This is a genomic window from Xanthomonas sontii, from assembly GCF_040529055.1.
Lineage (GTDB): Bacteria > Pseudomonadota > Gammaproteobacteria > Xanthomonadales > Xanthomonadaceae > Xanthomonas_A > Xanthomonas_A sontii.
In genome coordinates this window covers 4,114,362-4,140,337 of the sequence record NZ_CP132342.1, presented here as the reverse complement: position 1 = coordinate 4,140,337, position 25,976 = coordinate 4,114,362, and the positions used below count along the sequence as shown (strand labels likewise).

Annotated in this window: 24 protein-coding genes and 1 pseudogene; 14 read left to right on the top strand and 11 right to left on the bottom strand. The window is 65.0% G+C overall.

Going from position 1 to position 25,976, the window contains the following annotated elements; genetic code table 11:
- Positions 1 to 11: 11 nt before the first annotated feature.
- The 6 genes from RAB70_RS17375 to RAB70_RS17350 all read right to left on the bottom strand — a co-directional run bounded on the left by RAB70_RS17375 (position 12) and on the right by RAB70_RS17350 (position 5,625).
- The gene (locus tag RAB70_RS17375) at positions 12 to 398 is read right to left on the bottom strand and encodes a single-stranded DNA-binding protein (RefSeq protein WP_148829131.1); all 387 of its coding nucleotides are present in this window, start codon (positions 396 to 398) and stop codon (positions 12 to 14) included.
- An 88-nt stretch (positions 399 to 486) separates the two neighbouring features.
- The gene (locus RAB70_RS17370; protein WP_148829132.1) at positions 487 to 1,041 is read right to left on the bottom strand and encodes a DUF3158 family protein; all 555 of its coding nucleotides are present in this window, start codon (positions 1,039 to 1,041) and stop codon (positions 487 to 489) included.
- On the bottom strand, positions 1,038 to 1,880 hold the full coding sequence (locus tag RAB70_RS17365) for a PFL_4669 family integrating conjugative element protein (protein WP_148829133.1): 843 nt from the start codon (positions 1,878 to 1,880) through the stop codon (positions 1,038 to 1,040). Before RAB70_RS17365 ends, RAB70_RS17370 begins: the two co-directional genes overlap by 4 nt.
- Positions 1,881 to 2,202: 322 nt before the next feature.
- Positions 2,203 to 3,444, bottom strand: a complete 1,242-nt coding sequence (locus RAB70_RS17360) for an STY4528 family pathogenicity island replication protein (protein ID WP_148829134.1) — start codon at positions 3,442 to 3,444, stop codon at positions 2,203 to 2,205.
- A 4-nt stretch (positions 3,445 to 3,448) separates the two neighbouring features.
- Positions 3,449 to 4,009, bottom strand: a complete 561-nt coding sequence (locus RAB70_RS17355) for a DUF2857 domain-containing protein (RefSeq protein WP_148829135.1) — start codon at positions 4,007 to 4,009, stop codon at positions 3,449 to 3,451.
- Positions 4,006 to 5,625, bottom strand: coding sequence for a ParB family protein (locus RAB70_RS17350; RefSeq protein WP_148829136.1), 1,620 nt, complete (start codon positions 5,623 to 5,625; stop codon positions 4,006 to 4,008). Before RAB70_RS17350 ends, RAB70_RS17355 begins: the two co-directional genes overlap by 4 nt.
- 398 nt (positions 5,626 to 6,023) lie before the next feature.
- On the opposite strand from RAB70_RS17350, the gene RAB70_RS17345 reads away from it, so the two are divergent.
- Positions 6,024 to 6,968, top strand: coding sequence for an IS481 family transposase (locus tag RAB70_RS17345; RefSeq protein ID WP_265529881.1), 945 nt, complete (start codon positions 6,024 to 6,026; stop codon positions 6,966 to 6,968).
- Here the strand turns inward: RAB70_RS17345 and RAB70_RS17340 are convergent.
- The 3 genes and pseudogenes from RAB70_RS17340 to mobH all read right to left on the bottom strand — a co-directional run.
- Positions 6,963 to 7,754 (bottom strand): annotated as a pseudogene (locus RAB70_RS17340) (ParA family protein); the annotation flags it as partial. The gene RAB70_RS17345 and the pseudogene RAB70_RS17340 overlap by 6 nt on opposite strands.
- The gene (locus RAB70_RS17335) at positions 7,751 to 7,978 is read right to left on the bottom strand and encodes an AlpA family transcriptional regulator (protein ID WP_148827832.1); all 228 of its coding nucleotides are present in this window, start codon (positions 7,976 to 7,978) and stop codon (positions 7,751 to 7,753) included. The pseudogene RAB70_RS17340 and the gene RAB70_RS17335, both read right to left, overlap by 4 nt.
- 887 nt (positions 7,979 to 8,865) lie before the next feature.
- Entirely contained in the window at positions 8,866 to 10,737 is a 1,872-nt protein-coding gene (gene mobH, locus RAB70_RS17330) for a MobH family relaxase (RefSeq protein WP_148827831.1), read from the bottom strand.
- A gap of 357 nt (positions 10,738 to 11,094) precedes the next feature.
- Between mobH and RAB70_RS17325 the strand changes: the two genes are divergently transcribed.
- Positions 11,095 to 12,168, top strand: coding sequence for an NAD/NADP-dependent octopine/nopaline dehydrogenase family protein (locus tag RAB70_RS17325; protein ID WP_309252724.1), 1,074 nt, complete (start codon positions 11,095 to 11,097; stop codon positions 12,166 to 12,168).
- A gap of 71 nt (positions 12,169 to 12,239) precedes the next feature.
- Positions 12,240 to 13,118 (top strand): DMT family transporter, encoded by an 879-nt coding sequence (locus RAB70_RS17320; protein ID WP_211352209.1) that lies wholly within the window; start codon positions 12,240 to 12,242, stop codon positions 13,116 to 13,118.
- 47 nt (positions 13,119 to 13,165) lie between these two features.
- Here the strand turns inward: RAB70_RS17320 and RAB70_RS17315 are convergent, their stop codons facing one another.
- Positions 13,166 to 14,062, bottom strand: a complete 897-nt coding sequence (locus RAB70_RS17315) for a LysR substrate-binding domain-containing protein (protein WP_148827828.1) — start codon at positions 14,060 to 14,062, stop codon at positions 13,166 to 13,168.
- A 135-nt stretch (positions 14,063 to 14,197) separates the two neighbouring features.
- Between RAB70_RS17315 and RAB70_RS17310 the strand changes: the two genes are divergently transcribed.
- The 8 genes from RAB70_RS17310 (at position 14,198) to RAB70_RS17275 (ending at position 23,527) form a co-directional block, all read left to right on the top strand.
- Positions 14,198 to 15,571, top strand: coding sequence for an MmgE/PrpD family protein (locus RAB70_RS17310; protein ID WP_148827827.1), 1,374 nt, complete (start codon positions 14,198 to 14,200; stop codon positions 15,569 to 15,571).
- Complete coding sequence (locus RAB70_RS17305) at positions 15,571 to 16,743, top strand: FAD-binding oxidoreductase (protein WP_148827826.1); 1,173 nt, start codon at positions 15,571 to 15,573, stop codon at positions 16,741 to 16,743. Before RAB70_RS17310 ends, RAB70_RS17305 begins: the two co-directional genes overlap by 1 nt.
- Positions 16,736 to 17,038 (top strand): (2Fe-2S)-binding protein, encoded by a 303-nt coding sequence (locus tag RAB70_RS17300; protein ID WP_148827825.1) that lies wholly within the window; start codon positions 16,736 to 16,738, stop codon positions 17,036 to 17,038. The genes RAB70_RS17305 and RAB70_RS17300 overlap by 8 nt, the downstream gene beginning before the upstream one ends.
- On the top strand, positions 17,038 to 18,423 hold the full coding sequence (locus RAB70_RS17295) for an FAD-dependent oxidoreductase (protein ID WP_148827824.1): 1,386 nt from the start codon (positions 17,038 to 17,040) through the stop codon (positions 18,421 to 18,423). The genes RAB70_RS17300 and RAB70_RS17295 overlap by 1 nt, the downstream gene beginning before the upstream one ends.
- Before the next feature lie 69 nt (positions 18,424 to 18,492).
- Complete coding sequence (locus RAB70_RS17290; protein WP_211352207.1) at positions 18,493 to 18,828, top strand: RidA family protein; 336 nt, start codon at positions 18,493 to 18,495, stop codon at positions 18,826 to 18,828.
- Between the two features lie 20 nt (positions 18,829 to 18,848).
- Positions 18,849 to 19,850, top strand: a complete 1,002-nt coding sequence (locus tag RAB70_RS17285; RefSeq protein ID WP_148827822.1) for a tripartite tricarboxylate transporter substrate binding protein — start codon at positions 18,849 to 18,851, stop codon at positions 19,848 to 19,850.
- Positions 19,851 to 20,240: 390 nt separating this feature from the next.
- Positions 20,241 to 22,001: an ATP-dependent endonuclease gene (locus tag RAB70_RS17280; protein WP_211352206.1), complete on the top strand. Its 1,761-nt coding sequence runs from the start codon at positions 20,241 to 20,243 to the stop codon at positions 21,999 to 22,001.
- Positions 21,998 to 23,527: a UvrD-helicase domain-containing protein gene (locus tag RAB70_RS17275; protein WP_148827820.1), complete on the top strand. Its 1,530-nt coding sequence runs from the start codon at positions 21,998 to 22,000 to the stop codon at positions 23,525 to 23,527. The genes RAB70_RS17280 and RAB70_RS17275 overlap by 4 nt, the downstream gene beginning before the upstream one ends.
- Positions 23,528 to 24,162: 635 nt before the next feature.
- Here RAB70_RS17275 and RAB70_RS17270 read toward each other — a convergent pair.
- On the bottom strand, positions 24,163 to 24,351 hold the full coding sequence (locus RAB70_RS17270; RefSeq protein WP_148827819.1) for a hypothetical protein: 189 nt from the start codon (positions 24,349 to 24,351) through the stop codon (positions 24,163 to 24,165).
- A 603-nt stretch (positions 24,352 to 24,954) separates the two neighbouring features.
- Here RAB70_RS17270 and RAB70_RS17265 point away from each other — a divergent pair.
- The 3 genes from RAB70_RS17265 to RAB70_RS17255 are packed head-to-tail and all read left to right on the top strand — an operon-like array spanning position 24,955 to position 25,971.
- Positions 24,955 to 25,188 carry an AbrB/MazE/SpoVT family DNA-binding domain-containing protein gene (locus tag RAB70_RS17265; RefSeq protein ID WP_148827818.1) on the top strand — a complete coding sequence of 78 codons (234 nt, stop codon included), beginning with the start codon at positions 24,955 to 24,957 and terminating at the stop codon, positions 25,186 to 25,188.
- A 7-nt stretch (positions 25,189 to 25,195) separates the two neighbouring features.
- Positions 25,196 to 25,588, top strand: coding sequence for a PIN domain-containing protein (locus RAB70_RS17260; RefSeq protein ID WP_225851541.1), 393 nt, complete (start codon positions 25,196 to 25,198; stop codon positions 25,586 to 25,588).
- Positions 25,589 to 25,608: 20 nt separating this feature from the next.
- Positions 25,609 to 25,971 carry a DUF3742 family protein gene (locus RAB70_RS17255; RefSeq protein ID WP_148827816.1) on the top strand — a complete coding sequence of 121 codons (363 nt, stop codon included), beginning with the start codon at positions 25,609 to 25,611 and terminating at the stop codon, positions 25,969 to 25,971.
- The last annotated feature ends 5 nt before the right edge of the window (positions 25,972 to 25,976 follow it).

Sequence of the window (25,976 nt, the reverse complement as noted above, 5' to 3'; positions counted from 1 at the left end):
CCCAGCGATGGCTATTCGTCACCGGCACCGGGCTTGGGGCTGAGCTCAATCGAATCCAGCCGGTACGGCAGGATGGCGACGCTGCGGGCGTCCACCTTGTATGTCGTGCGCGGCTGGCCTTCCTCGTCCGTCCATGCGTCGCGAATCATGCGTCCACGCACGACGACCCGCATTCCTTTGGCGAACAGCCTTGCCCAGTGCTCCGCGTCGCGGTGCCACCAGTCCACAGGCGCCCAGAAGCCTCCGCGATCTTCGTAGGCGCCATCCTTGCCGGGCGTAGGATTGTCGAAGTACACATTGAGCCGCAGCACGCGCCGCGGCTCATCGTTGCCGTTCGGATACTCGTCGAATTTCGGGGGTGAGCCGATGTTGCCTTCGCCATGGAAATGGGTGCTCATGGTCTTCTCCGTCGTGGTGGTGGGAAATGCGCCAGCGAACGTCAGCGCAGGTGGGTTGGATCGAGCCAGAGGGATGCCCGTTGCCGCGTCACGGCGTCGGGTGGCCGCCGCGCTGGCAGCCCTCAGATCTCGGTGTGCTCCGGCGCAGGTAGACGGCCTCGGCGCTGGCAATCTTGCTGGCGCAGTCCATTGCCTGCCGCCCCAGGGTGTGCAGCAGGCTCACTTGCATGTTGAGCACCACCCGCTGCACCTCCATGGCGTGCAGATCGTCGATCAAGCCTTCCGGCGTCGCGGTGCTGGCCATCATCTGTTCCCACAGCGCCACACCCATCGCGGAGCGGTCGTGCCTGCGCCAGCGCAGGAAGTTCGTCCCTGCGCCAGTGGCCTGCTGGGCCAGATGGACGGGCAGCAGCAGATAGGGGTACTGGTTCGCCTGCGCCAGCACGCGCCGCTGCGCCATGGCCGTGAGCGCGTCACGCAGCGCATGGCATTCGCTGGCCCAGGCCTCCAGAGGCCCCTTACCTTTAAAAGGCTGTAAAAGGCCTTTTAGAGAGGCCGCCTGTCGTAGTCCGCGAAAGTCCGCCTGTTCCAGCGGTGCGAAGCGCCGCGAGCCGCCACTGGCGCAGGAAGTCGGCTCCGTCATGGCGCAGTGCCTTCGCCTTCGTGACCCTCGTCGCCGTCGGGTTCCCCGGCCGAGCTGTCATGGCTCGTGGCGTCCTTGCTCTCCGGCCCTGCGGCATCACCCGGCTCGGCAGATGCGATGTCGTCGGCCGCCGCAATGGTCGTGCGGGCCAAGCCGGAACGTCGGACGATGGGCGGCGCGTAGCGGGAGCGGCGGGTTCCTTCGAGCACATCCTGCGGCAGTTCGCCGTACTTCTCCACGGCAGCCCGGGCTGCGGCGTTCTTGGCGGCGAAGTCGTCCCGGGTGCAGCCGGAATAACGGTACTGCTGCGCCAGGGAGAACAGGCTTCGCAGCGCATGGGCTCCTTCGTTGAGCCAGCGCTCCAGCGTGGAGCGATCGATGAGCGCGGTGTGGTGGGCAAGGATGAGCTTGCGCGCCAGTTCGTCGTAGTCGGCCAGCAGGTACACGGCCATGAAGCCCAGCTGCGCATTGACGAACAGAGGCAGACGGATCGGCTGCACGTTGAGGTTCTCGCCCAGCGACAGCGCGGCCGGTACGCCGGTGAGTGCGCGGTCCACCTGCTCGCGCAACTGCCGCAGGGCGATGTCGGTCTGCGACAGCTTCTCCTCGATGCGCAGCATCCACCAGTCCGAGTACGGATCGTCCTGCTCTGCGCCGCGCTTCATCTTGTTCATCACGGCGATATAGCCATTGAGCCCGACGATGCCGGCCCGGCCCTCCGCCGGTGCGCGGCCATGCCAAATCCGGGATGCGTGGTGGGTGTGCAGCGTCAGCGACATCGCGCTGCGCAGCGACCCGAGGTTGAGCTGCAGGGCAGGGGTGTTGGGAGTTTCAGCCATGGATGACTCGCGATGGATGTACGAGCCGCTAGCGTCGCCGCGGGCCGGGAAGGCTGTCCGTCAACAACCCGCAGCCCGGAGCCGCCTGATTCGATCTCGGCCGGTGTGGTGGATAGACGGAGAGGGTTACGCGATCCAGCGAGGACCGCGGTGCGCAGACCTTGTCACCGCCGCTATACCCGGGGTATAGCCCGGAGCGATCAACCCTGTTCCCGCTTTAGAAGAACGCGCGCCTGTTGTGGCGCATCGGCTGTGCGGTCGTCACTGTGCTGCTTCTATACCCAGGGTATAGCGCTGCAGTTGCCCATCGCCCTCCATCGGCTCAGCCACCGCGCAGGATGGCGCGCAGCCGCTCCAGGTGTGCCCGTGCCACCTCCGGGCTCGCCGGCTTCGGTGCCGGGGGGGGCGGTCGTGCGGGCGGACGGGGCGGCGGTGGCGGTGGAATGTCAGGCGCGGGAGACTTGGCGACGCCGGCTCCGGCCCAGGCTTTGAACTCGCCGCGCATCGCGCGCTGGATGAGCCCGAAGAGGTAGCCCGCAGGGTTGCGCACTGCACTGTCGCGGCACCGCGCGGCCCATTCGTCCACCACGGCTTGGCGCTGCTCCTGGGCCACCTGTCGCAGGGCGACCAGCGCGCCCGATTGCTGCTCGTCCTTCAAGCTGAGGAACTCCGCCGGCAGCAGCAGGCCGTCCATCGCGCGCTCGCGCCCGCGCAGTACAGTACGTTCTCCTATACGAAAACTACCAGTACGGGCCTCCTTCGGATTCCGAAGGGAGCGGTCCGGCGCGGGTTTCCGGCCTGATTCGGATTCCGAAGATGGAGGCACGGGAATCCGAAGCAGGCTCGCCGGACCTCCTTCGGAATCGCCAGTGTGCGCATCCTGTGGGTAAATTTCTCCCTGCGTCTGCGGCTTCTGCGCACCATCGGCCAACTGCGCCGTGAGCACCTGCAGGCGAGTGGGCAGAACGCCGCCGCGCAACATGGGGTCGTCAGCAACCTCCTGCAGCACATGCTGTCCCACGGATTGCACGGCTTTGCTCGCATGGGTCAGCGCCTGGCTGACCAGCCCGAGGTAATCGGCATCCAGTTGCATCGCTTCAAAAGGGGTGAGCGGTGCGTCGTGCAGAACGTAGAGGTTGCCCATGATCCGGCCGCTGCGCGGGTCGCGGCGCCGGCGCACGAGGCTGAGCCAGCGCGTCAGCCTCAGCAGCGTGAGGGCGCGCGCGACGGTCTCCGTGGACGCCACGGGACCGCAGGGCATGACAGCGAGCAGGGGGCGCAACTGATCGTAGGTGGGCAGTGCCGTCAGGCCGTCCACGTTCAACTGCATCCGGATGACCTGCCATGCATTGCGTTCGAGCGGCGTCAGCCGCCGGTCCAGGAACAACGCCCGCGGCACGGTCTCGTGGCGATTGCCGCTGAACAGAAAGCCATCCTGCGTCCCGGGTTTGCCCGCCGGTGTCGCCGTGGGTGAGTAGGCCGGCTGCGCCTGTTCGCAGGCCGCGTCGAGCACGTCCGACAGCGAACGGGGGCCGGGCGGCCGCGGCTTCCCGGGCGCTGCCATGGGCTTAGACCAGACCTTGCGCGATCCAGCCCTGTATCGCGGCCCACACCACGGACAGCGGGATGCTCATTTCCTCGGCCAGGTCCATCGCGACGTCCAGCATCGCGAGGTCGTCGTGCAGATCGATGCCCCGCTCACGGATCGCAGGCTTCCACTTGCCCCACAGCTCCGCATCCTGTGCTTCGCTCAGCACGGGGTGTCGCCCCTTGCGCTTGGGCAGCGCCAGGATCTCGCGCCGCAGCGCCACTTCCTGGTGCGAAAGGCCGAAGAACGTGCTGACCATCTCCGTGCTGGCGCCCAGGCGCAACATGCGGTCCACGGTAGAAATCTCGCGCTCCACATCCTGGGTCTGTCCGAGCAGCCGGCGCACAACCTCGGGGTTCACCGTCACCGAACACCAGGACACCGAGGCGTTGAGTAACACGCTCACCAGATCGGGGCGCTTGAGGGCCGCGAGCTCCGCATCGCCGAAGCCCATCGACCGGGCGCGGCGCAATTGCCCGTTGCGCAGGTCATGCAGCGCTTGCGCGATCACGGCCTGGTTCAGCGGGTGGGGCGCGGTCATGGCATCGCCCCGGCGCCAGGCTGGAGGTCCGATAGCCGTCGGGCGAGGCGGATCAGCCGGAACAGTTTCACGAGCCCGCTGTCGCTGAGGCGGGCGATGGCTTCGTTGCCGCGCAATAGCAGGCCCAGCGCATCGGATAGCGGCTCCGGCGCTGACGGCACGCCGGACAGCGCTTGCAGAATCGCAAGCATGGCCCTGGCGAACGGGTTGTCGGCTGGCGAGTGGGTGGTTGGCGCTGCGCACGTATAGCCAATGCCCCGCTCCGAACCCTCCACACTGTCGGCCACGCCGCCTTCGGCGGCAATTTCCCGCGCGAATTGGGCGATATGCACGCGCAACCGGTCCGGCGTATCAAGGCCCGGGTCGATGTGCCACAGGTCGGTGATGGGGTAGAGGCCTCCCGCCTGCACCGGGATGGCATGCACAACGTTGTCGGCGAAAGAGCGCGCAGGCTCGCCGTGGTGGTCCGCGACCAGCTTCTGGATCGACTGTAGGCGCTCCGTCGTGGGAGCGGGCGATGCCGTGCGCTCGTCCGTGGGGTTCGATGCGGGCCGCGTCGATTCGTCTGCGGCCGTTGCGGTCGTTTCGCGTGGAACGCTGATCGGGTCGGCAGGCAGGGCAGGGGCGCCGCCGGTCGCGGTCCCAGAGGATCGCGGCCGAGGCAGTGGCTCGTGCGTTGCGTCCCGAGGCGACGAGGCCACCGGTGGCGCGGACGGGGCACTGAGCAGCACCCGCTGCCGGCCCTCTAGCCCGGCGATGTCCAGCGCGAGCACATCGTAGTCAGCACCCAGCACCTGCGACATCTGCCCGATCAGTTCGTCACGTACCCGGTCGAAAGAGAACTCATCCGGCGCGCCATCGAATCCTGAAAGGACGTCCTGAAAGAGATCGGCGAACGCGATCGCATCGGCGGATGTTCGCTGCGCCCAGACCTGCTCGGCACCGCGCCGCAGTAGCGACAGTCGCTCTACCTGGTGCCGGCCCATTCCCGCGTAGAGCACCGACGGGATCGCGGGCAGCAGGTACTGCACGGCGTCGCGCATGCGGCTGATGTGGGGTTGCGGCACGGGGTAGCCGTCCGCTGCCAGCCGACGTGCCAGCTCCATCTGGCTGATGGGTTTGCCGCCGTTCTCGCTCTCGTACAGTTCCCGGGCCTTCTCCACGCCCAGGGCTCGTTCGATGAATGTCAGCTTCCCATGGAGCTCCCCCTCCGCCAAGTGCCCTGTCAGCGCGATGATTTCCCCCCGCTGGGGCCACGGGCGGAACAGGCAGGGAATGCGGAAGAACCGCTCGTCCTTCGTTTCTGCCCACAGTTCGCGAAGGATTGCGAGGCGCGTGTTGCCGCCGTTGCGGATCATGTAGTGGGCCGCACCCGGCCGCCGCGTGATGGCGGGCGCGGCGTCCAGGCCACGCTCGCGGATCGACGCCTTGATCTCTGGGTACAGCGGGTTGACGGTCACCCGAGGATTGAGGTCGTAGGGTCGCAACTGGTCCAGTGTGACCACCATCGGCGTGTCCGCGATCGGGTCGGTAAGGGCTTGTGCGGAGGGGCCGCTGCGCTCGAAGGTCTCCGAGAGCAGCTGGCTCGCGATGTCGTGTGGGCCTGCCTGTGTCATCGCCGCACCTGTCCGACCTTGGTGCGACGCCCATCATCGGCCCCGGCATGTCCCGTTGGAGTGCTCCCACTGCGGAGCGCTTTGGGCGCACCCAGGTGGATCGGAGGCAGGCTCGGTTTGCACAGTCGCTTCAGGCGGCCGTTCGAGAAGACCGGCACCCAGCCGTCCGCCCGCGCGAACGCGATCAGGCGCAGCAACGCCGCACTCGCAAGCCGGCGGTCACGTGGCGCTGGCATGGCTTCGTCCCGTGACATGATCGAACCGGTCGCGCCACATCGGGAACAGCTCTCCCGCGAGCGCGCGCTGGCTCTCTAGCTGTGATCTCTCAGTAGGTTGTTCATCCGGGGCATCTCTGGAAGATGGGGGTTACCAAGCCAACCCAGCCCCAGGAGCCCCGGATGAACCTGCATAAACATGCCCGTTTGAGCCCTCGCGGTCGAGCCCTGCTGGTGGATCGCATCCTTGTTCATGGGCTGCGCGTGGAAGAAGCGGCGCATGCGGCCGGTGTGAGCGTCCGAACGGCCTACAAATGGCTCAAGCGCTTCAAGGAAGAGGGGGCGCAAGGGCTGAGCGACCGCACCTCCCGGCCTCACGACTGCCCCCATGCCACGCCTCGGGGCGTGGTGGATCAGGTCATCGCGCTGCGCCGTTCACGCCACACGTATCGGCAGATCGCCGAGCAGCTGCCTGTGGCGCCGAGCACCATCGCCCGGTTGCTGCGCCGCGCCGGCCTGCACCGGCTGGCCGAGCTGGAACCGGCGCTGCCGGACAATCGCTATGAATACGCCCAACCCGGCCAACTGCTGCATCTGGACATCAAGAAGCTGGCCCGTTTCCGCCAGCCCGGCCACCGCGTGACCGATGATCGGACGGTCACCTCCCGTGGCATTGGCTGGGAGTACGTCCACCTAGCCATCGACGATCACTCGCGCGTGGCCTTCGGCACCATCGAGCCCGATGAGCGCGGTTTCAGTGCCTGCAGGGCCCTGATGCAGGCGGTTCGCTACTACCGCAGCCTGGGCGTGCGCTTGGAGCGCGTGTTGACCGACAACGGCGCCTGCTACAAATCACGCCGCTTTCGACGCCTTGTCCGACGGCTCGGCCTGCGCCATCTGCGAACCCGACCCTACACGCCACGCACCAATGGCAAGGCCGAGCGGCTGGTGCAGACCAGCCTGCGAGAATGGGCTTATGCGCGCTCCTATATCGACTCCACGCAACGCGCCAACGCCTTCTCGGGCTGGCTGCATCATTACAACTGGCATCGACCACACGCCAGCCTCGGCTACAAACCGCCCATCTCCCGAATTCCACTGAACAACGTGGTGGGTTTACACATCTAGCGCCGCCGGAGCTAGCCGGCCGCGCGGGCGGCGTGGCTCCACGCGGTGGACGGGCAGCCGGCGCAGGGCCGCCGAGGGATAGGCCTCGATGGCCGGGATCGTCGTCTCCAGGACGTGTATCCCGGACGCCTGCTGCGACATCCCGCGCAGCGCATGCTGTATCTGCCGCCCGTTGACCGACATTGTGCGTGCCCGGTTGATGAGCAGGCGCAGCGGAGGTGGCTCGATGCCGAGGTGGCGATAGGGCGCGATGTCGTCCATCAGGCTGAGGGTGCCGCGGCGCAACTCCCGCGCGGCCAGAATCTCCGGGGTGACCGGCGACAGCGAGAAGTCCGACGCCAGGATAGCCATCTCCAACGTGACGCAGCGCGCTCCCTGTGTATCGATCAGCACCACGTCATACCGGCTCTGGAACATGCCCAGCAGGTTGCGCAGCCGCAGCCTGCCGTCCGCGGCATGCAGCAGCAGGGTACCCAACTGGCCTTTCCCATCGTTGGACAGCAGAAGATCAAGTCCGCTTATCGCGGTGGAGGAAATCAGTTGCCCGGGATCCTGCTCGTTGAAGGCGAGCAGTTCGTAGATTCCGCCAGGTGCGCGACGGTCGAGGGGGAAGTAGCTCGACAGCGTGGGCTGTATGTCCAGATCGAGCAGCAGCACGCGCATGCCGGCGTCCGCAAGGAAGCCCCCGAGGTTGGCGGCCGTGGTCGTCTTGCCGACACCGCCCTTGGTGGAAACGATGGAGACCACCAGTGGTGCTGGCGTGTCGCGGGCGGTGGGCGCGCTCATGCACGCTCCCGCTGGGCCAGCCACTCATCGATCTCGTCCTCGTACCAGCCGACCGCGCGCACGCCCAGCCGCACACGCTGCGGGAACTTCTTCTCCTTCATGAGGCTGTAGATGTGCGCGCGCTTGAAGCCGGTACGCTGCTCGACCAAGGGCCGCCGCAGGACGCGTCGGCTGGTCGGCGCATCGTCCACCTGGCTGGTGGTCTGGCTGGTTGCTGACGACATGGTGGTCGTTCCTGACGCTCGCTGGCGTTGTGTGGAAGCCAGCAGTTGATCGCGGTTCGCTCGGGGCGCGCACCGCAAATGCGGTATGCGCGACAGCGCATAGTTGCTGGTGCAGCAGGCATCGCCAACGGACGCCAGGCGTGCTCGCGGTCCATCGCGTAGGGGATGGACGCGGACACTTCGGACGGGCAGAAACGCCGTGGCCGGCGGCGCTACGCTATGCGGCGCTGCTTGGAGGTGGACCAGTACGGGGGCGATTTCTTGGGATTGGCATTCTAATTTTTGTATTACGCGCATTTCCGGAAGCAGCATCCTTCGCAACTCCTTTGCGAACTCAAGCCTCTTCCCCCCCATGACGCACCGCCGGGCCGACATGATTGGCCCGATAATCAACGAATAGGTGCGTGTCCAGTTCCTTGAAGCCGCGGCATGAGCGTCGAGCTTCTTGTTTACTTCATTAATTGAACATTGTGATTGGCGGCTGGCAGGGGAATCGCTGAGTTCTGCCAAAATAGGATTTTTCTTTCCGCCCTGTAGAATTGTGAAACGCGGATGTATTGACCACCCCACGCCGGTGGGAACCTTGTAACCGTGTGCTGTCGCACTGGTCTGTCGTGTGGTCCTGCGCGTGCTGCCCGCGTTGAGAAAGGTTGCATGGGTCGCGTTGCCGATTGCTCGAAAGTAGCTGGGCCGTCTATGCCCTCCTGTTCAAGGACGAAAATGGAGGCTCCTTCCCTCCGTCCTCCGAATATGGATGTGCATTTTTGAGATCGATTCAAGCGACTCCGTGAGGAATCGGTCAAATATGGCGGGTAGGGACTCGGATGTCTTCGTTCACGCCAAGCGGTGATCCAGGAATATCTGCTCCTTCGTGTGGCCCTCGGCAATCAGTTCGCAGGCTTCGACTTTGGGGACGGCTGTGGCTCGTTCAATTCAAGCAGGTGCAGATATGGGTTGTTCGGCAGTGTCTCGGGCAACGCCGCCATCGGATCGCGCAGCAGGTAGCCGTGCAGACGGCGTGTCTTGCGGGGTCCGGTCACTTCGCACGTCCAGATGTTCAGACCGTTCGCCTGCTTGCGGTGCAGCCGCAGTCGCTCGAACTGCTTTTGCACCCACTGCCAGTCCGCAAGTTGCTCGCCTTTCGCGAGCGCCCGGACTTCGGGATGCTCCTGCGCATAGCGCTGGAACACTCCCGGGCTCACGAGGTAGGCCGTGTCAGCCACGGTATGCACCAGGGCTTTGGCATCGTTGAGGACCAACCGGCGCTGCTGCAGGCCCAGCCTTAGCCAAGCCATGAAACCATGCCCAGACACAGCATTCGCAGGCGCATCTGCTTCATGCGGAGCCGTCGCGTCGGCCTCGCCGCCAGCGCCGTCGCCTGGCTGCACGGGTTGTGGAGGGATGGCCGCATCGGGGAAAGCCTCTTGGCCGGCGGAATTGTCCAGCTGCAGTAGGTCCAGCAGCGCTGCGGTGCCATCCTGCTGCGGCGGTGTCGCTACGTGACTGGGTGCTTGAGCCGGCGCTTCCAGCGGCGGAGCGGCGGCGGACCGTGGCGCGGGGGACACTTCGGGCTCGGCCTCGGCGTTTGACGCCACCTCCTTGACCGTCCCGGCGAAGGGGGCAGGGCGGTCGCCAGCGTCCCAGATCAGGCCGGGCGGCACGCGCAGGAACGTGAAGGTGTTGGACCAGCCGCTCTCGCTCGTTACGCAGGCCCTCCAGATGGCCTTGCCGTCCGGCGCCGGCAGGGCGATGCCGTGTTCCTGCAACACATCGAAGACGGCGGTGTTGCTTGAGGGGATGCCCTCCATTCCCTGGGAGAGCAAATGCGCACGCAGCTTGTCCGAGACGGTCTTGCTCACGAGCCACAGGGCATCGTGCGTCAGCCATCCATCCGATGCCTGGGGCTGGTTGAGTTGCAACTGCTCGCGCAGCAGGAAGCGCAGGCCGTCCAGCAGCTTGCGCTGCAGCGCATGCCTCGGCGCGGCCAGCGCCCGTGCCGGGTCCCCTCCCATCGCCTGCGCCACCGATGCCTGGTCTGCCTGGACCACCAGTTCCCCGAGGACGCCTGCGTGTTCGTGCTGACCAGCGAGCACGTACAGCAGGGGCGGCCACAGGTCGGGGTAGCCGCTCAGCCAGTCCAGGATGACTCGGTCGAGAATGTGCAGGTACAGCAGGCCACTCGCCGCCCCGTGCAGGCGGTACTCGCGGCCACGTCGATAGCGGAAGCGGTAGGGTCGCCGCAGCACCCCGTGCCATGCGTGCCAGCGCGAGCCGTCGTCCAGCTCCACTTCGAGGTCCACCGCGATCTTGCCAATGTCGTGCAGCAGCGCCGCATAGGCCACGCCCGCGGTCCAGGCTTCCGCCTGGGCCGCCTGCGCCTCAGGCGTGGCGCCAGCGGGAAGCAGATGGGACTGCCGCAGCTTGAGCGCGTAGGCCACGATCTCCAATCCATGGTCCAGCAACCCTCCAGGATAGGCGTGGTGGTGGCTCTCCGACGCGGGGAACAACTGCACGAACTCGGCGTAGCGCCGGATGGGTGCGAGATACAACTGCTCGAACTGGGCACGCGACAGCGAAGTGCGTTGCCAGATGTGCTCCAGAAGCCGCTGGCGGCGTGGCGGTGCAAGCAATTCGGGGGCCGACTGATGCGCGGTCCAGCCCTGGGGCGAGGTCGCTGTGGCGGCAGCCTGTGGCGCAGCCAGCGGTGTGCGATGCGTTGTCGATGCGGCGTCACCTGCGCGCCGAAATAGACTGAACATGGAGTGCTGGATGTCTTGGGGCGGGAACAGGCGGCCCTGCCTGCGCCGCACCCGTGGAAGAGGGGAATCGCAGGGTGCGGCATGCCAATCAGAACGTCATGCCGCAATAGGGTCGTGGCCTTGCCGGTATTGCGCTGTCGCCTCGGTCAGCCGGCAGTGCATGCACTGCAACATGAGCGCGCGAGCGAATCGCTGGTGGTATCCAGTGAATGACGAACGGGATCGCCGTTGCCCCCCCTACCTTGCAGCACTTGGTGCATTTGCTAGACCGATCTGGGTCTATGGAATCGCGCTCACGGAAACTGCGTTGGCTGGCGCTTTTGATGTGGCCCGTCCAAGAGCTCACAGATGCGCGTCATGGCTAACGAAATATCTGTTTCGATCATCGGGGCGGGCCACTGCGGCTGCGCCATTGCGGCGGAAGTTCTCGGCCGCGGCGGCAAGGTGCTGCTGTACGCGCACCCGGACCACAGCGCGGCGTTGCACGCCATCCTGCGCCGGGGCTATCTCGGCGTGTCGGGAAAGATGCGCGGTCGCTTCATGCCGGTGCTCAGCAACGACTTGGGCGAAGCACTCCAGTTCTCGGACTACCTGGTGCTGGCCCTGCCATCCTTTGCGCACGACGACATGATCGCGGCGCTCTCCGCGCATGACCTGGCTCGGCACGTCGTCGTGTGCATTGCCGGAAATTTCTTCTGCCTCGCGGCCCGGCGATCGCTCAGGGCCCACGCGATATTGGAGACCAGCTCGGCGCCCTATGCGTCTCGCTTGGTCGGCGCCAACGTGAAGGTGATGGGCGTCAAATCCCAGCTGCACATTGCTTCCCTCGCGCCCATCGGCGATCAGGGTACGCTGCAGGCGCTGGCGCGTCTGTTCCCTATGCCGCTGCGGTGGTACCGGAATGTGCTGGAGGCAGGGCTGTCCTGCATCAACGCCGTGCTGCATCCGGTGCCTGCGCTGCTCAACACGGGGTGGATCGAGTCCACGGCCGGCGACTTCCATTTCTACCGCCAGGGCATGAGCGCATCGGTCGTCCGGGTGATGCAGGCGATCGATCAGGAGCGCATGCGCATCGCCAGTCGGTACGGACTCTCCGTGCGTTCCGCGGTCGAAATGATGAACGCGTACTACGGGGGACGATTCGCCAATCTGCGCGACTTCGCGCGAGAGAGCGTGGAGCACAACCAGGAGAAGATGGCTCCTTCCAGTATGCGGCACCGCTTCGTCGAGCAGGACGTGCCGCTGGTGCTGGTTCCGTGGCACGAACTGGGCCTGAAAGCCGGCGTCGATGCGCTGACGATGCGCGCGATAATCCAGATCGCATCCATCGTGCGCCGCCAGCCTCCGCCGGCCGAGGGTTATGCGCTGCGGCGGCTCGGATTGTCCGGGCTCGACCGGCGAGGCATCCTTGCCGCGGTAGCCGCTGCTTGAGCGCGGGAAGCGCCGTGTCTCCACGATCCTCAGCGCCTGAACCCCGCCGGGGCGGCCCGCGGCGGACGCCGTTGCGCGCGATCGCGTACAAGCTCGCCTCCGCGCTGGTGCTGGCGTGCATGTTCGCGCTCATCAAGTCTCTGGGCAGCCGCTATCCCATCGGGGAAATCGTCTTCGCACGAAGCGCATTCGCCCTGCTGCCGATCATCGCTGTCGTCCATGCCCGGCGCCAATGGAGCGCACTGCGAACCTCGCGCCCGCTTGCCCATCTCCGTCGATCGGTCGCGGGCGTAGCATCCCTGTTCCTGAGCTTCGGCGCGGTCTCGCTGCTGCCGTTGTCCACCGCCACTGCGCTCACGTACTCCGCGCCGCTGTTCATCACCCTGCTGTCGGTGGCCTTGCTCGGTGAGCAGGTATCCCCCGGGAGGTGGGCCGCCGTCCTGGTTGGCTTCGCTGGAATGCTGATGGTCATCCAGCCCGACCTGCGCGCCGGACTGCCTTTGGGCAAGGTCTTCGGGGTGATGGCCGCCGTCGCGACCGCAGTGGCATTGGTGGCTATCCGGCAGATGGCCGAATCGGAGTCGGCGCTCGGGATCGCGTTCTACTTCACGCTCTTTGGCACGTTGGTGGGCGTCGCCACGCTGCCGCTGCAAGCGGTAGTACCCGACACCCCCGATGCGGTGCGACTGGTATCCGTGGGGGTGCTAGGAGGGTCGGCGCAACTGCTTCTCACGATGGCCTACAGGCTGGCACCTGCCTCCGTGCTCGCGCCTTACGAATACGCCACGCTGGTGGGCGCCATCGTCGTTGGATTCGTCGCCTGGCGTGAGATGCCAGGACCCCTCGAATGGTTCGGCATCGCCGTCATCGTCGGTGCGAACGTCGCCATGACAGTGCATGAGCGGTCGCGGACGCAGAGCGATTCAATATCTGGTGAGGCGACCAAGTGAACGAACGGGCGCTCCAAGCTTCGGCGCAGCTTCGCCGTTGCGCACCATCAGTCTTGTTCCATGCGCCCGCTCAGCAGGTCCGCGAATTCGTCCACCAGGGCGTTCTCCGGCGCGCCCGAAGGCGTGATGAGCCCGTATTGGGACCGGATCGGCTCGCGCAGAGCGATGGTCACGTAGCGCGGATCGTCCATCGGGGAAGGCACCCACCGCGACACCAGCGCAATCCCGGCCCCGGCAGCGGCGAGCGCGCACGCGATGGAAGATGTCGGTGTTTCAGCGACCACCTGGGCGGCGACGCCCCTCCGGTTAAAGACGTCATCGATCTGGTAGCGGATGTAGCTGTGCTGCGAAGGAAGGATCAGGCGCTCCTCGGCCAGCTCGTGAAGGGAGATCTCCTGGGCGGCCGCCCGTCGATGTCCTCTGGGAACGATGGCCACCAACGACGCCGAGGGCAAGGCACGCACTTCGATGCCCGCATGCGAGAGCGGCAGCTCGATTACCCCGGCGTCGAACTGGCGCGTCGAGACCAGTTCGGCGATCTGTCGCGAAGGGATCGATTGCGCGAAGGTTCTGACCTGCGGCCGGTCCTGCATGAACTGCGCAAGTGCATGCGGTACCAGCCATTGCGCGAGGGCCGGCAACACCGCGACCCGCAGCGCACCCGCACGGTGGTAGCGCAGGTCTTGCGCCACCTGCGCGATGCGCTCGATGCCGCCGTAGACCTGTTCGACTTCGCGGAAGAGTGCCTGCGCTGCCGCTGTCGGCACGAGCCTGCGGCCCTTGCGCTGGTACAGCGAATAGCCCAGTCGCAGTTCCATCTGGGCGATCGTGCGGCTCACCGCGGGCTGGGTGATGTTCAACAGTTCCGCCGCGCCGACGACGCTGCCCGCGAGCATCACTGCGCGGAAGGCTTCTATGTGCCTCAAGTTGAGGTCGGTCTTCATGCATAACCTTTCGGCATTTGCAGCCCCCGAGATGGCAATAGTCGATCGAGAGCGCTCTCCATACGATCAAAGCAACGAGCAGAAATTCCTTCGCCGCAGCAGGAGCGGCGCTGCGTTACTACAGAGGAACGGAATATGCCAGAGAGTTATATGTTCAGGAGAACTGAGGCGCCGGACGGATCGGCCGGCGGCGCTGCGCATGCGCTGGCTTCATTCATCGTCAACGCACGGGATCGGCAACTGCTGCCTGCGACCCGAGAGGTCGCGTTGAATTGCGTGCTGGACGCGCTGGGGTCTGCCGGCGCTGCCATGGATGTCCCCGGTGTGGTCGCCACCTGCGACGGCGCCAAACGCCTGCTCGGGCGTGGCGCGGTGCCTATCTGGTTCTCGGGTGGCAGTGGAGCAATGGGCGCCGCGCTGCTGGCCAACAGCGCGGCCACCGCCGCGCTGGACCTAGACGACGGCTACCGGCGCGCCCGTGGCCATCCGGGTGCCGCAGTCATTCCGGCCGCCTTGGCGATGCTCACGTTGCGGCCGTCCCTTTCTGCCGACGAGGTCCTCGGCGCGGTCGTCGCGGGCTACGAGGTCGCGCTGCGCGTCGCCATGTCGCGGCTGTCGTACGCCCCCTCCGGCGCATGGTCGGCATATGGCGTCATCGCGACGCTCGGGTACCTGCAGGGCACGTCGCTGGAATGTCTGGCCCACGCACTCGCCATCGGCGCGCAGGCCTCGCCCGCGCTGCCGGCCCTTGCGGGCCTTGCCGGTTCCGACGTGAAAGAGGGCATCCCGTACGGATGCCTCGCGGGGCTGGCGGCGCTGGAGATGGCTGCGGCCGGAGCGACCGGCCCCACCGACATATTCGACATCCCGACGCTGTTCGACGCGGATGTGGCGTTGGCCGACTTCGGCCCGGCACCACTGATCGAAGGCACCTACTTCAAACCTTTCGGCTGCTGCCGCCACATCCATGGAGCTCTCGATGCGCTGCTCCTGTTGCAGCGCGAACATGGCTTCTCCGTCGAGGACATCGACGGCATGGAGGTCGCGACCTACCGGGCCACGTTCAACCTCGCGAACCGGCCCGAGCCCATCTCGCTCACCGATGCGCAGTACAGCGTCCCGTTCTGTCTCGCGGCTGCGGCGATGGGTGGCGAGAGCGCGCTGCTTCCGTTGAAGCAGCCGATGTTGAGCGACCCCAGGATCGTGCGGCTCGCACATACCGTCGTCGTGCGGCCTGACCCGGAACTCGAATCGCTGTTTCCGGAACGTTCGCCATCGCGGCTCACGGTCACGCTGCAGACCGGCGAACGCCTCGTCTCGCCCGTGGTGGACCCGCGTGGAGATCCGGCGCGCCCGATGCACAGGCCTGAACTGGTGGCGAAGTTCAGGCAGGTGACCGCGCATACGTTGGGCCCGCAGCAGGAAGAGGTCCTGCAGGGCACGCAGCAATTCGAGCAGGGCGAGACGGCGCCGTTGGTGCGAGCACTCGGACTCGACTGGACGAAGTGATGTCGGCTGTGCAATACCCCATCAAGCTGCCGGCGGGCGGCGAGCACTCGCGTGCGCAACGTCCGGTCAAGCACCGCTTCAATGTACTGGTAGTCGGCGCAGGTGCCGTCGGCATGAGCGTGGCCTATGGGCTGGCGCGGCGCGGCCTCTCGGTCTGCGTGGCCGATGAAGGTGACATTGCGTTCAAGGCGTCCCGCGGCAACTTCGGCCTGGCCTGGGTCCAGGGCAAGGGGGCGAAGTGCGACGACTACGCCCACTGGTCTATCGACGCGGCCGGCATGTGGCCGGCCTTCGCTGTCGAGCTGCAGCAGGCATCGCGGGTCGATGTCGAGCTGTCCCAGCCTGGCGGCTTCACGATCTGCACCAGCGCGCAGGAGTACGAGGCGCGCGTCCAGATGCTCACGGGCATGCAGCACAGGCTGGCAGGCAAGTTCGCGTTCGAGGCACTGTCCGGGCCGGCGACGCAGGCCCGTCTGCCGCAGGCGAGTGCGCAGATCGCCGGCTCGACCTATTGCCCATTGGACGGGCACGTCAGCCCGTTGAAACTGCTTAGGGCACTGTTCACCGCGTTCAGCGGACACCGTGGTGTTCTGTGTCCCCACACGGCCGTGCGCTCGTTGACCGCGCGGCCACAGGGAGGCTTCACTGCGCGCACCGCGACCGGGACGATCGACGCGGACAAGGTGGTCCTGGCGGCCGGGCTGGGCAGTGCAGCGTTGGCCGCCGGCCTGGGCCTGGATGCGCCGTTGCACCCCATTCGCGGGCAGTTGCTCATCACCGAGCGAACGGAGCCGTTCCTGCGCTATCCGACGTTGCATGTCCGGCAGACCGCCGATGGAACGATCCAGATCGGCGATTCCAAGGAGGACGTGGGCCTCGATACGGGCACGACGTGGGAAGTGCTCGCACGGATCGCGCAACGTGCGCTGCTTTGCTTCCCGGCGCTGGCCGGGCTGCGCATGGTTCGCGGGTGGGGAGCGCTTCGCGTGATGAGTCCGGACGGCCTCCCCATCTATGACGAGTCGCTGCAGCACCCGGGCGCGTTCCTGGTGACGTGCCACAGCGGAATCACCCTGGCCCCGCAGCACGCTGGGCCGATAGCCGAGTGGATCGCCTCCGGTGCGAGGCCGGACGGCATAGGCGGTTTCACCGCAAGGAGGTTCCATGTTTAAGCCATTGGATGGCTCTCCGCCGGCTGACCTCGTGGACATCCAGGTGGACGGCGCCACCGTGCGTGTCGCGAAAGGCAGGACGCTCGCGATTGCGCTGCTGGAAGCAGGCCATTCCATCACCCGCAGCAACCACCGCGCTGAGCCCTGTGCTCCCTTCTGCCTCATGGGCGTGTGCTTCGAGTGCCTGGTGCATCTGGATGGGCAGAGCAACGTGCAAGCCTGCCTGGTCAGGGCTGAGGCCGGTATGCGCGTGCGCCTGCCGCAAGGGGGTGCCGCTCCCATCGGAGACGCGTGATGGACTACGACTTGGTGGTGATCGGTGCCGGGCCTGCCGGCATGACCGCTGCGACGCAGGCGGCAGGGCTCGGCCTCAAAGCGCTGCTGCTCGACGAGCAGGCCCAGGCCGGAGGTCAGATCTATCGGCGCGTGAAGGAAGCGGGGCCGCAGGCCTTACGCGTGCTCGGTGACGACTATGCAGCTGGTCGCGTACTGGTGGACCGGTTGCAGGCGAGCGGAGCCGAAACGTGCTTCGGCGCGCTCGTGGTCGACGTGTCGCGTCAGTTGGAGGTGTCCTTCCAGATCGACGGAGGCATCCGCCAGGCGCGAGCGCGGCAACTGGTCGTGGCCACTGGCGCAATGGAGCGTGCATCGCCGTTCCCGGGATGGACCTTGCCCGGTGTGATGCCTGCGGGGGCCGCGCAGATCGCGCTGAAGGCCGATGCTGTCATCCCCTCCGGACGCGTGGCCGTCGCCGGGTGCGGACCTTTGTTCCTTCTCGTATCGCAGCAGCTGCTTCGCGCAGGTGCCGACGTGGTGGCCATGATCGAGACCGGGGAGCCGGGCAATGCGTGCCGCGCGCTGTCCCATCTGCCTTCCGCGCTACGGTCACATCGCGACCTGCTCAAGGGCCTCTCCATGATGGGCGGCCTCTGGTGGGCGCGTGCGCCGTGGTTCAGGGGCTGCGATGCAGTACAGGCGATCGGCGACGAGCGGGTACGTGCAGTCCACTTCCGGCACCGCGGCAAGCCGACGGAAATGGCGGTCGATACCCTGCTGGTGCATCACGGCGTAGTTCCGAACCACCAGTTGTCGCGGCTGCTGGGCCTCGCGCACCGCTGGAGCAACGAACAGTCGGCCTGGCAGGTCGAGTGCGATCTCTACGGACAGACATCCGTGCCGGGCGTCTTCGTCGCCGGCGATGGCGCCAGCATCGCCGGTGCGCTGGCGGCGGCGGACCGGGGTGCCCTGGCCGCGCTGGGTGCCGCACGAGCGCTCGGGCGCATCGGGCCGGAAGAACTGCACCGGGCCGCGGCCGCGCATGTCGCCAAGCTCCGGCGCCATACCGGCATCCGCCCGTTGCTGGACACCCTCTATCCGCCTCCCGGGTGGCTGCTGGAGCCGGCCGACGACACCATCGTCTGCCGCTGCGAGCGCGTCAGCGCGGGCAGAGTACGGGACATGGCGGACCTGGGCTGTGCAGGGCCGAACCAGACCAAGTTCATGAGCCGCTGCGGCATGGGGCCTTGCCAGGGACGCACGTGCGGCACGCCCGTGACGCAGTTGATGGCGCAGCGCCTGGGTCTACCCCCCGACGAAGTGGGGGCCTACCGGGTACGGCCGCCCCTGAAACCGCTTCCCCTCTCCGTGATCGCCAACTTCAACAACGGCGGCCGGCCTTGAGCCAGGACGCTACCTCGTCCTCACCACATGACTGCTTTCGCACTGCATCGCTTCCACACCAATCCTCGCATGAGCAAGGTGGTGGCGTTTGGCCCCCTCGTGTTCCTGAGCGGACAGACCGCCAGCGGCTCGCCTGCCACATCGTTCGATGAGCAGGTCCGGGAAGTTCTGGATCGCATCGATGTACGGCTGGCCGAGGCCGGCTCGGACAAGGGATCGCTCCTGTCTGCGACGGTATATCTGCGAAACATGGACGACTTCGCCGCAATGAACGCCGCCTGGGAGCAGTGGATTTCCCCAGGGCCGGCACCAGCGCGCTGCGCCGTGGAAGCGCGCATGGCCTCCCCACACCTGCTGATCGAGATCTCCGCCATCGCCGCCGTGTCGGCGTCCATCCACCCCTAAGATTGAAACGAGGCATCCCCATGACCGAGATTTCCCACAACACACCCATCCCCCGGCGCGCATGGCTGCGCTGGTCTGCCGGCGCGGGCATGGCATGGCTCGCTGGTGGCGTCCATGCGGCCGACTACCCTTCCAAGCCAATTCGCCTGGTCGTGCCGGCCCCGCCCGGTGGCGGTACCGACATGATGTCGCGGCTGCTCTCGAACGCACTGAACTCCACGCTGGGCTGGACGGTGGTGGTGGACAACGTGCCCGGCGCAGGGGGAAACATCGGCCTGGACAAGGCAGCCAAGGCCGCGCCTGACGGCTACACCCTGGCGATGGGCGAGTCGAGCAACCTGACCGTGAATCAGGCGCTCTACAAGAAGATGCCGTTCGACGTCGCCCGCGACCTCGCACCGGTCGCGCTCATGGCCAAGGTCCCGCTGGTGCTCGTGGTCTCCGCCAAGGGGCCCTACCGTAGCGTGGCGGACCTGGCGGGCACGGCCAAGCGCAAGGCGGTGACCTTCGCGTCGTCCGGGAACGGAACTCTGGCGCATCTCTGCGGGGAGCTCTGGAAGGGCAAGGCCGGTCTCGACTTGGTGCATGTGCCGTACCGCGGCGCCGCACCAGCCATGACCGATCTGGCGAGCGGGCAGGTGGACATGTTCGCCGCGTCGATCACCGCAGCGCTGCCCATGATCCAGGCCGGCCTGCTGCGACCGTTGGCGGTCGCCTCCCCCATGCGGGTGGCGGCGCTCCCGAACATCCGGACCATGGCCGAATCGGGCTTCCAGGGCATCGAGGCGGCCGTGATCTTCGGCGTGGTGGCGCCCGCGGGCACGCCCGAACCCGTGGTTTCCAGGCTTAACCTGGAGATCAACCGTGCGCTCAAGCAGCCGCAGTTGCGGCAGTCGCTGATTGACCAAGGGGCGATCCCTGAATCCCTGGGCGGCACCGTGCCCGTGTTTGCCAGCCTCCTCAAGGAAGAGCGGGCGAAGTGGGGGCAGGTCGTCAAGGATTCCGGTGCTTCGGTGGATTGAGCCGGCACCCCGGTGCGATCGCCCGTAGCGGTATGCCATTTCTCAGGAATGGGACTTGACGTTGCTTGAACGCGGGGCGTGCTTTGGCTATCGACGCCATCGCATACTGCCGCAGGCGCCCGCGACCGCGCTTAGTCAGGGGTGGCCAGCCGGGCCGAGGTTTAGAGCGGCCGCTTTTGTTTGAAGGCGATTTTCCGCTTTGTTTCTCGCATCAATGGGTGATCTGCCGCTTGGTTTGGGTGCTGCTAAGCTAGGCGACGACTTGTACCTAGTTTTGATTGCAGAACAACAGGGATTAGTGAACCAGAGAGGGTAGTCAAATCTTGCTTCCCATGTGCGTCAATGGAGAACGGTTTGACTAGGTGCTCACTCCCTGTTACGGAGAATGAAATGAGCAAATCTTCCCGTATCTATAAGATCATCATTCAGCGCTTCAGGGGAGTTCACTCCTTTCAATGGATGCCTGCTGCGGGAATGAATTTCATCCTGGGAGGTGGTGACGTAGGGAAAACGACTGTTCTTGATGCGATCGCGCTGTTGCTATCTCCGTCGAATACTGTGGTCATCTCCGAGGCGGACTATTGGTCACGCGACAGCGCACAGGAATTCGTCATCGAGGCTGTCATGTCACTACCCGACGCCACCGGGATCGGCACACAGAACACCTTCGCCTGGCCATGGGTGTGGAATGGAAAAGATGCGGTAGCCCCGTCGGCCGACGGGGAGGGTGACCTCCCGGCGCCTGGCGAGCCGGTGTATCGCGTGCGCGTACGGGGGACCACGGAGTTAGAGCTTGCGTGGGAGGTCATTCAACCCAACGACGAGTACGACCATTTCTCGACGGCCGTTCGTCGGCGTATCGGACTGGTCCGAATGAGCGCTGATGAGCGCAATGATCGTGATCTGCGCCTTGTCTATGGTTCCGCCCTGGATCGGTTGTTGGCCGACAATGCGTTGCGGGCTCGTATCGGCAAGGAGGTGGCAGGCCTCAACTTGCACGACTCGCTCAACGACAAGGGCAAGCAAGCGATCGAGTCGCTGGACGGGCGAATGGCTGGTGCCGCGCTTCCCAGCGACTTGAAGCTCGGACTCACGACCAGCCAGGGACTCTCCATCGGAGCACTGATCGGCTTGATGGCGACCAAAAACGGTGTGGCTTTGCCTCTGAGCAGTTGGGGTGCCGGTACAAGACGAATGGCCGCGCTTGAGATCGCATCAGCCACCGATAAGGAAGCAAGCGTCACGCTCATCGATGAAATCGAGCGTGGGCTGGAACCATACCGTCTGCGCAAACTCATCAACACCCTAGCCAATCAGCAGGGGCAGATCTTCCTCACGACGCACAGCCCCGTCGCAATTTCGTGTGCAGAGGACGCGCACCTCTGGTATCTGGACAGCCAGGGCTCCATCGGTGCGCTGCCTCGGGACAAGATCGGTCCACAGCAGAAACGCGATCCTGAAACGTTCCTGGCGCGTGTGGCCGTCATTGCTGAAGGCCCCACCGAGGTCGGCTTCCTGCAGTACCTGTTGGAGAAGGCTTTCGAGGGCAACCCGCTCGACCACGGGGTGCGCGTTTGCGATGGCCAGGGCAATGGGGCGACCTTAGAGTTGCTAGAGACACTCGCGTCTTCCGGCTTGCTGTTTGCCGGACTGGCGGATGATGAAGGCACTGCCCCGGAGCGGTGGAGGAGACTGAAAGATAAGCTTGCAGGGCGCCTGCACCAATGGCCGAGGGGCTGCACCGAGGATCATGTGATCGGGGCGGTTCCCGAAGCAAATCTACTGGAGCTGCTGAAGGACGCCGAAGGTGAACTCGACGGTTACCGACTCCGGACTTTGGCGGATCGCCTTGGAATTCAACACAAGACGACCGACGCGATAGACGAGGCGCTGAAAGCCTCTGGCCAGACCTGGCGCGCTCTGATCGTTGCGGCCGCCACCGGGAGTAAGGTTGGCGCCCCTGAAGGGCAGGACAAAGCCTGGAAGAAGCATGCCCAGCAATGGTTCAAGTCCACAGACGGCGGCAAGGAACTGGCCCAGAAGATGGTAGCTCTGGGTGCGTGGGCGGACGTCCAACCGCAGTTGCTTCCGTTGGTCAACGCGGTACTGGCAGCTGTGGGACGTCCGCCCCTACAGAAGCTCGATCTATGAGCGACCAGGCCGTTGCCAAGCTTCTCCGCTCGCCCGAGCCACTGGTGATCATCGAAGCTGCAGCAGGATGCGGAAAGACCTATCAGGGGGCGGCTTACGCGCAAGACGTAGTCGGTGGACTCGGTGATGGCCGCCTGCTCATTTTGACGCACACGCACGCCGCGTGCTCCGTTTTCGCGGAGCGTACGAAGAAGGCCGGGTCACGTGTGGAGATCAAGACCATCGATGCCCTGATTGCGCAGATCGCGCTGGCGTATCACAAGCCACTGGAATTGCCGCGTGATTTGACATCCTGGGCTTGGCAGGATGGCGGACAAGGCTTCGAGATCATGGCGAGCAAGGTTGCAACATTCCTGCGCAATCAACCCATGGTGGCTCGTGCGCTGGTGCGACGCTATCCGGTCATCGTATGTGATGAGCACCAGGACTCCAGTGTCGATCAGCACAGCGTTGTCATGTCCTTGCTATCTGCTGGAGCCACGGTCCGGATCTTTGGTGACCCCATGCAGCGGCTTTACGGGGGCAGAAGCGACAGGGCTGCACGTGAGGACCGTGTTCGCTGGGATGCCCTGAAGGCGCAGGGAGCAGGAGAGAAACTGCTTACACCTCACCGTTGGAAAACCGGCTGTCCTTTGTTGGGAGCCTGGGTCATTGAGGCGCGGGAGAGCCTGGAGCGCGGAACGCCGATCGACCTGACTGCTGGGCTACCGCCTTCCGTCAAGGTTCTTGTCGGGAACAACATGTCCCAGATGCGAGCGATCTATCAGCTGTCGGGTGAAGACAGAAAGCCTATCGACAAGATGCTGAGAGACAACCCCAATCTGATGATCCTCGCGTCGCAGAACGACTTGGTCACTGCACTTCGCGCTTTCTGGGGTCGAAAAGTTCCCATCTGGGAAGGGCATACGCGCGAGGCGTTAGGGGCGCTTGTGCGAACACTGCGCAACGATCAAGGTAGCCCGGAGGCTCTTGCTTACGGCGTCATCACCTTCATGGGTAGCGTCGCAGCAGGGTTCAGTCCATCCAGCCATGGTAATCAGCTTCTTCAGGAGATCCGCACTGGGGCGGTGCGCGCAACCAGAGGAAAGCCGGCGAACATACAAGCGGTCGCGCGATGCCTACTGAACGATCCGTCGCATAGAGGTGTGTCGGAGGCCCTCGCGAAAATCACCGCCTTGGTGAAGGACGCTGCAGCGGGCTTCGACACGGTGAAGATCGACCACAGTTCCGAGTTGCGGGATGCCGTGCGCATCGGTCAGTTCGCAGGTCCCGACGAAGGTTTTGCGGAAGTGGCACGCATGCGTTCGTATTCCCATCTATCTCCGCCTAAGAAAGTGCTCAGCAGCATCCACAAGGCGAAGGGGCTGGAATGCGAGCAAGTGATGCTGATGGCCTGTGACAAGACACAGTTCACGTCGACGCTTTACGCGAAATCCAAGATGTACGTCGCCCTCAGTAGGGCGAAGAAGTCGCTTACCTTGGTAGTTTCAACGTCCAATCCCAGTCCCTTGTTCCGGCTTCGCTGAACGCCGATCCGATGATTTCTCCGAGGTTGGGTAGATGCTCCCGGAGGAAGACCCATTCGTGGGGAACGAGATTCATGGAAGCAGCAGGTCACTCCTAGGCTCCAGCCGCAGTGTCCTTTCAACACCGGGGCGGCTGTCGTACACTAGCGTCCGATTTCCGGCTTCGGTGCTGTGTCTACCACGGCGTTGTTCGGAGACTTCCTCAGCGGATGTCTGGTGTTGTTTGCTTCCTTCTTCATGGTGTTCGAGATCTCTGTGGATTTCGAGATTCAGCGAAAGGGGAAAAAATGAGGCTAAAGGTCAAGCTGAAAAGCAATCGAAAGGGCGCGGGGTTACTGGGGGTATGCGCACTGGACACTGCAGGGAAGTCACGGCTTCGTTTTGGAAGACTTAGGCCCTAAGAGTGCCCCATCCCCCGCCAATTTTGAAAAAGCGTCCTCAGGACGCTTTTTCTTTGTGAGCGTCCCGAGGCATTTCGTCAGTCGTTTGCTGACGTTTGGGTAGTGTTTCTCAGGAGGCACGCGCAGTCCGCGCGAGCGACTCCGAACACCAGTGCAGCAGGCGATGCAACCCAGGCACGAACGATTACAACGGGCCGAAAACCGACCTCCCTTAGCCAATGCGGCTTGAAGCTGTCATCGCCCCACTGGCGAGATCTCATACTTGAACACGACGTAGACGGTGCCGTGGGTACTGTGTGCGTCGGTAAGGGCTGAGGCGCCGTTGTAGAACGCGGTCAGCCGCCCCTCTTCAGCTGAAGGCGTCGTGGTGGTCTGCATCTCGAAGACCGCTGGCTTATTTGCCGTGAGCGTGTAGCGGACCATGACGCTGAAGCGCGCCTTGCTGTGGGCGAAAGAGGAGGCGGCAATGGGCTTGATGCGGTCTTAAGCACGTCGCGTTCTACGTTGCTCGCACAGGCCACGTCCGGGCTCATGTACTGGAAGTGGGTCAGCTGAATGTTGGGTGCTGGGGTGGTGCGTCGCTCGGGCAAGTAGATGCCCATCGCCTCGCTGCAGACTGCGGCGTCCGCCTGCGTGGCACTTTCGGCCTGAACGGGTGTAACCGCGAGAAGCGTTGCAAGGCCAAGTGCTAGCGGCATGGGGAGGTCTCCTGGGATGTGTGGGAGGGCATTGGTTTTCGACGACCGCGGATCGGTTGCCCGCAGCGGGCTGGAGGCGTCAGGTGCAGTGGGCATCGCCTCTTCAGTAGTAGCAGAACGCCATCGCCGCTGGCGCCAATGAGAAGGTGCTCCGAGTAGCCGCCTTTTTGTCTTTCCGGGTAGGGCCTTTGCCCTTGATCCCCCTTCCATTCCCCTTCCCATTTGCCGCGCACGCGCCCTTTGCTGCCGGAGCCGATGATGGGACTTGCGAAGCGACGCTAAGGGGTTAGGATATACAGCATCACATGTATATCATTTGGATCAAGTCATGCAAGTCGCGAAGTGGGGCAATAGCCTGGCGGTTCGCCTGCCGGCGAACGTAGTCGAGGCGCTGGAGCTGCGGGAAGGCGATGACATTGAAATCTTCGTCGATGATCCGCGGTCGTTCGCGGTGCGGAAAAAACCTGGGCCCGAGGCCATGTTGGAGCGGCTCCGCTCCTTCCGTGGCAAGCTGCCTGCGGACTTCAAGTTCAACCGGGACGAGGCCAATGGCCGCGGGTAGGAGCAAGGTGTTCCTCGACAGCAACGTGGTGCTCTACCTGCTGTCGGAGGATGCAGCCAAGGCGGACAGCGCCGAGGCGCTGCTGAAGCGTGGCCCGGTGATCAGCGTTCAGGTGCTCAACGAGGTCACCCACGTCTGCGTGCGCAAGCTGAAGATGGGGTGGAGCGAGGTGGGCCAGTTCCTGGCGCTGGTGCGGGAGTTCTGCAGTATTGTTCCGCTCACGGTCGAGGTGCACGACCGGGCCCGCGAGTTGGCCGCGCGGCACCAGCTGTCGTTCTACGACGCCTGCATCGTGGCTGCGGCCGCAGCCGAAGGCTGCCAGACGCTCTACTCCGAGGACATGCACCATGGCCTCATCATCGAAGAGAGCCTGTCGATCCGTAATCCGTTCAACGTTTGAAGCAGCATGAGGGCACCACCATGGCTACCTCGCAATCTGGAACGCCGCTGAGCCGTAGGGCAGGGCGCGCTGCTGCGGGCGCCTGGCGCTGGCTGCTGGTTCGGAATGCGCAATTCACTGGCTGGCTGATCGGGGCCGGGGTTCCCGCCAGCGTGGCGAAAGCGGTGGGTGTCTGTGCCTTGCTGCTGGTGGTGGGTGTGCTTCTCTATGGAGCTTTCTGGCTGGGCACGATGGTCCTCGCAGTGATCGCCGCTCTGTGGCTCATTGGCCGCATTGATGGTTTCGATGCAACGCCGGAACCGGAGTGGAAGGACGGGTGGGAGGGTTACGGGCTCTACAGGGGCGAGATGCGGATCGACCCGGGCGAGCAGGAAGACAGCTAAGCGAT

Coding starts and splice junctions, on each gene's coding strand:
- RAB70_RS17285 (WP_148827822.1), top strand. CDS start 18,849: ATGACCGAGATTTCCCACAACACACCCATCCCCCGGCGCGCATGGCTG.
- RAB70_RS17305 (WP_148827826.1), top strand. CDS start 15,571: ATGTCGGCTGTGCAATACCCCATCAAGCTGCCGGCGGGCGGCGAGCAC.
- RAB70_RS17265 (WP_148827818.1), top strand. CDS start 24,955: ATGCAAGTCGCGAAGTGGGGCAATAGCCTGGCGGTTCGCCTGCCGGCG.
- RAB70_RS17290 (WP_211352207.1), top strand. CDS start 18,493: ATGAGCAAGGTGGTGGCGTTTGGCCCCCTCGTGTTCCTGAGCGGACAG.
- mobH (WP_148827831.1), bottom strand. CDS start 10,737: ATGTTCAGTCTATTTCGGCGCGCAGGTGACGCCGCATCGACAACGCAT.
- RAB70_RS17255 (WP_148827816.1), top strand. CDS start 25,609: ATGGCTACCTCGCAATCTGGAACGCCGCTGAGCCGTAGGGCAGGGCGC.
- RAB70_RS17275 (WP_148827820.1), top strand. CDS start 21,998: ATGAGCGACCAGGCCGTTGCCAAGCTTCTCCGCTCGCCCGAGCCACTG.
- RAB70_RS17375 (WP_148829131.1), bottom strand. CDS start 398: ATGAGCACCCATTTCCATGGCGAAGGCAACATCGGCTCACCCCCGAAA.
- RAB70_RS17325 (WP_309252724.1), top strand. CDS start 11,095: ATGGCTAACGAAATATCTGTTTCGATCATCGGGGCGGGCCACTGCGGC.
- RAB70_RS17280 (WP_211352206.1), top strand. CDS start 20,241: ATGAGCAAATCTTCCCGTATCTATAAGATCATCATTCAGCGCTTCAGG.
- RAB70_RS17315 (WP_148827828.1), bottom strand. CDS start 14,062: ATGAAGACCGACCTCAACTTGAGGCACATAGAAGCCTTCCGCGCAGTG.
- RAB70_RS17370 (WP_148829132.1), bottom strand. CDS start 1,041: ATGACGGAGCCGACTTCCTGCGCCAGTGGCGGCTCGCGGCGCTTCGCA.
- RAB70_RS17335 (WP_148827832.1), bottom strand. CDS start 7,978: ATGTCGTCAGCAACCAGCCAGACCACCAGCCAGGTGGACGATGCGCCG.
- RAB70_RS17310 (WP_148827827.1), top strand. CDS start 14,198: ATGCCAGAGAGTTATATGTTCAGGAGAACTGAGGCGCCGGACGGATCG.
- RAB70_RS17345 (WP_265529881.1), top strand. CDS start 6,024: ATGAACCTGCATAAACATGCCCGTTTGAGCCCTCGCGGTCGAGCCCTG.
- RAB70_RS17270 (WP_148827819.1), bottom strand. CDS start 24,351: ATGGTCCGCTACACGCTCACGGCAAATAAGCCAGCGGTCTTCGAGATG.
- RAB70_RS17360 (WP_148829134.1), bottom strand. CDS start 3,444: ATGGCAGCGCCCGGGAAGCCGCGGCCGCCCGGCCCCCGTTCGCTGTCG.
- RAB70_RS17365 (WP_148829133.1), bottom strand. CDS start 1,880: ATGGCTGAAACTCCCAACACCCCTGCCCTGCAGCTCAACCTCGGGTCG.
- RAB70_RS17355 (WP_148829135.1), bottom strand. CDS start 4,009: ATGACCGCGCCCCACCCGCTGAACCAGGCCGTGATCGCGCAAGCGCTG.
- RAB70_RS17300 (WP_148827825.1), top strand. CDS start 16,736: ATGTTTAAGCCATTGGATGGCTCTCCGCCGGCTGACCTCGTGGACATC.
- RAB70_RS17350 (WP_148829136.1), bottom strand. CDS start 5,625: ATGACACAGGCAGGCCCACACGACATCGCGAGCCAGCTGCTCTCGGAG.
- RAB70_RS17295 (WP_148827824.1), top strand. CDS start 17,038: ATGGACTACGACTTGGTGGTGATCGGTGCCGGGCCTGCCGGCATGACC.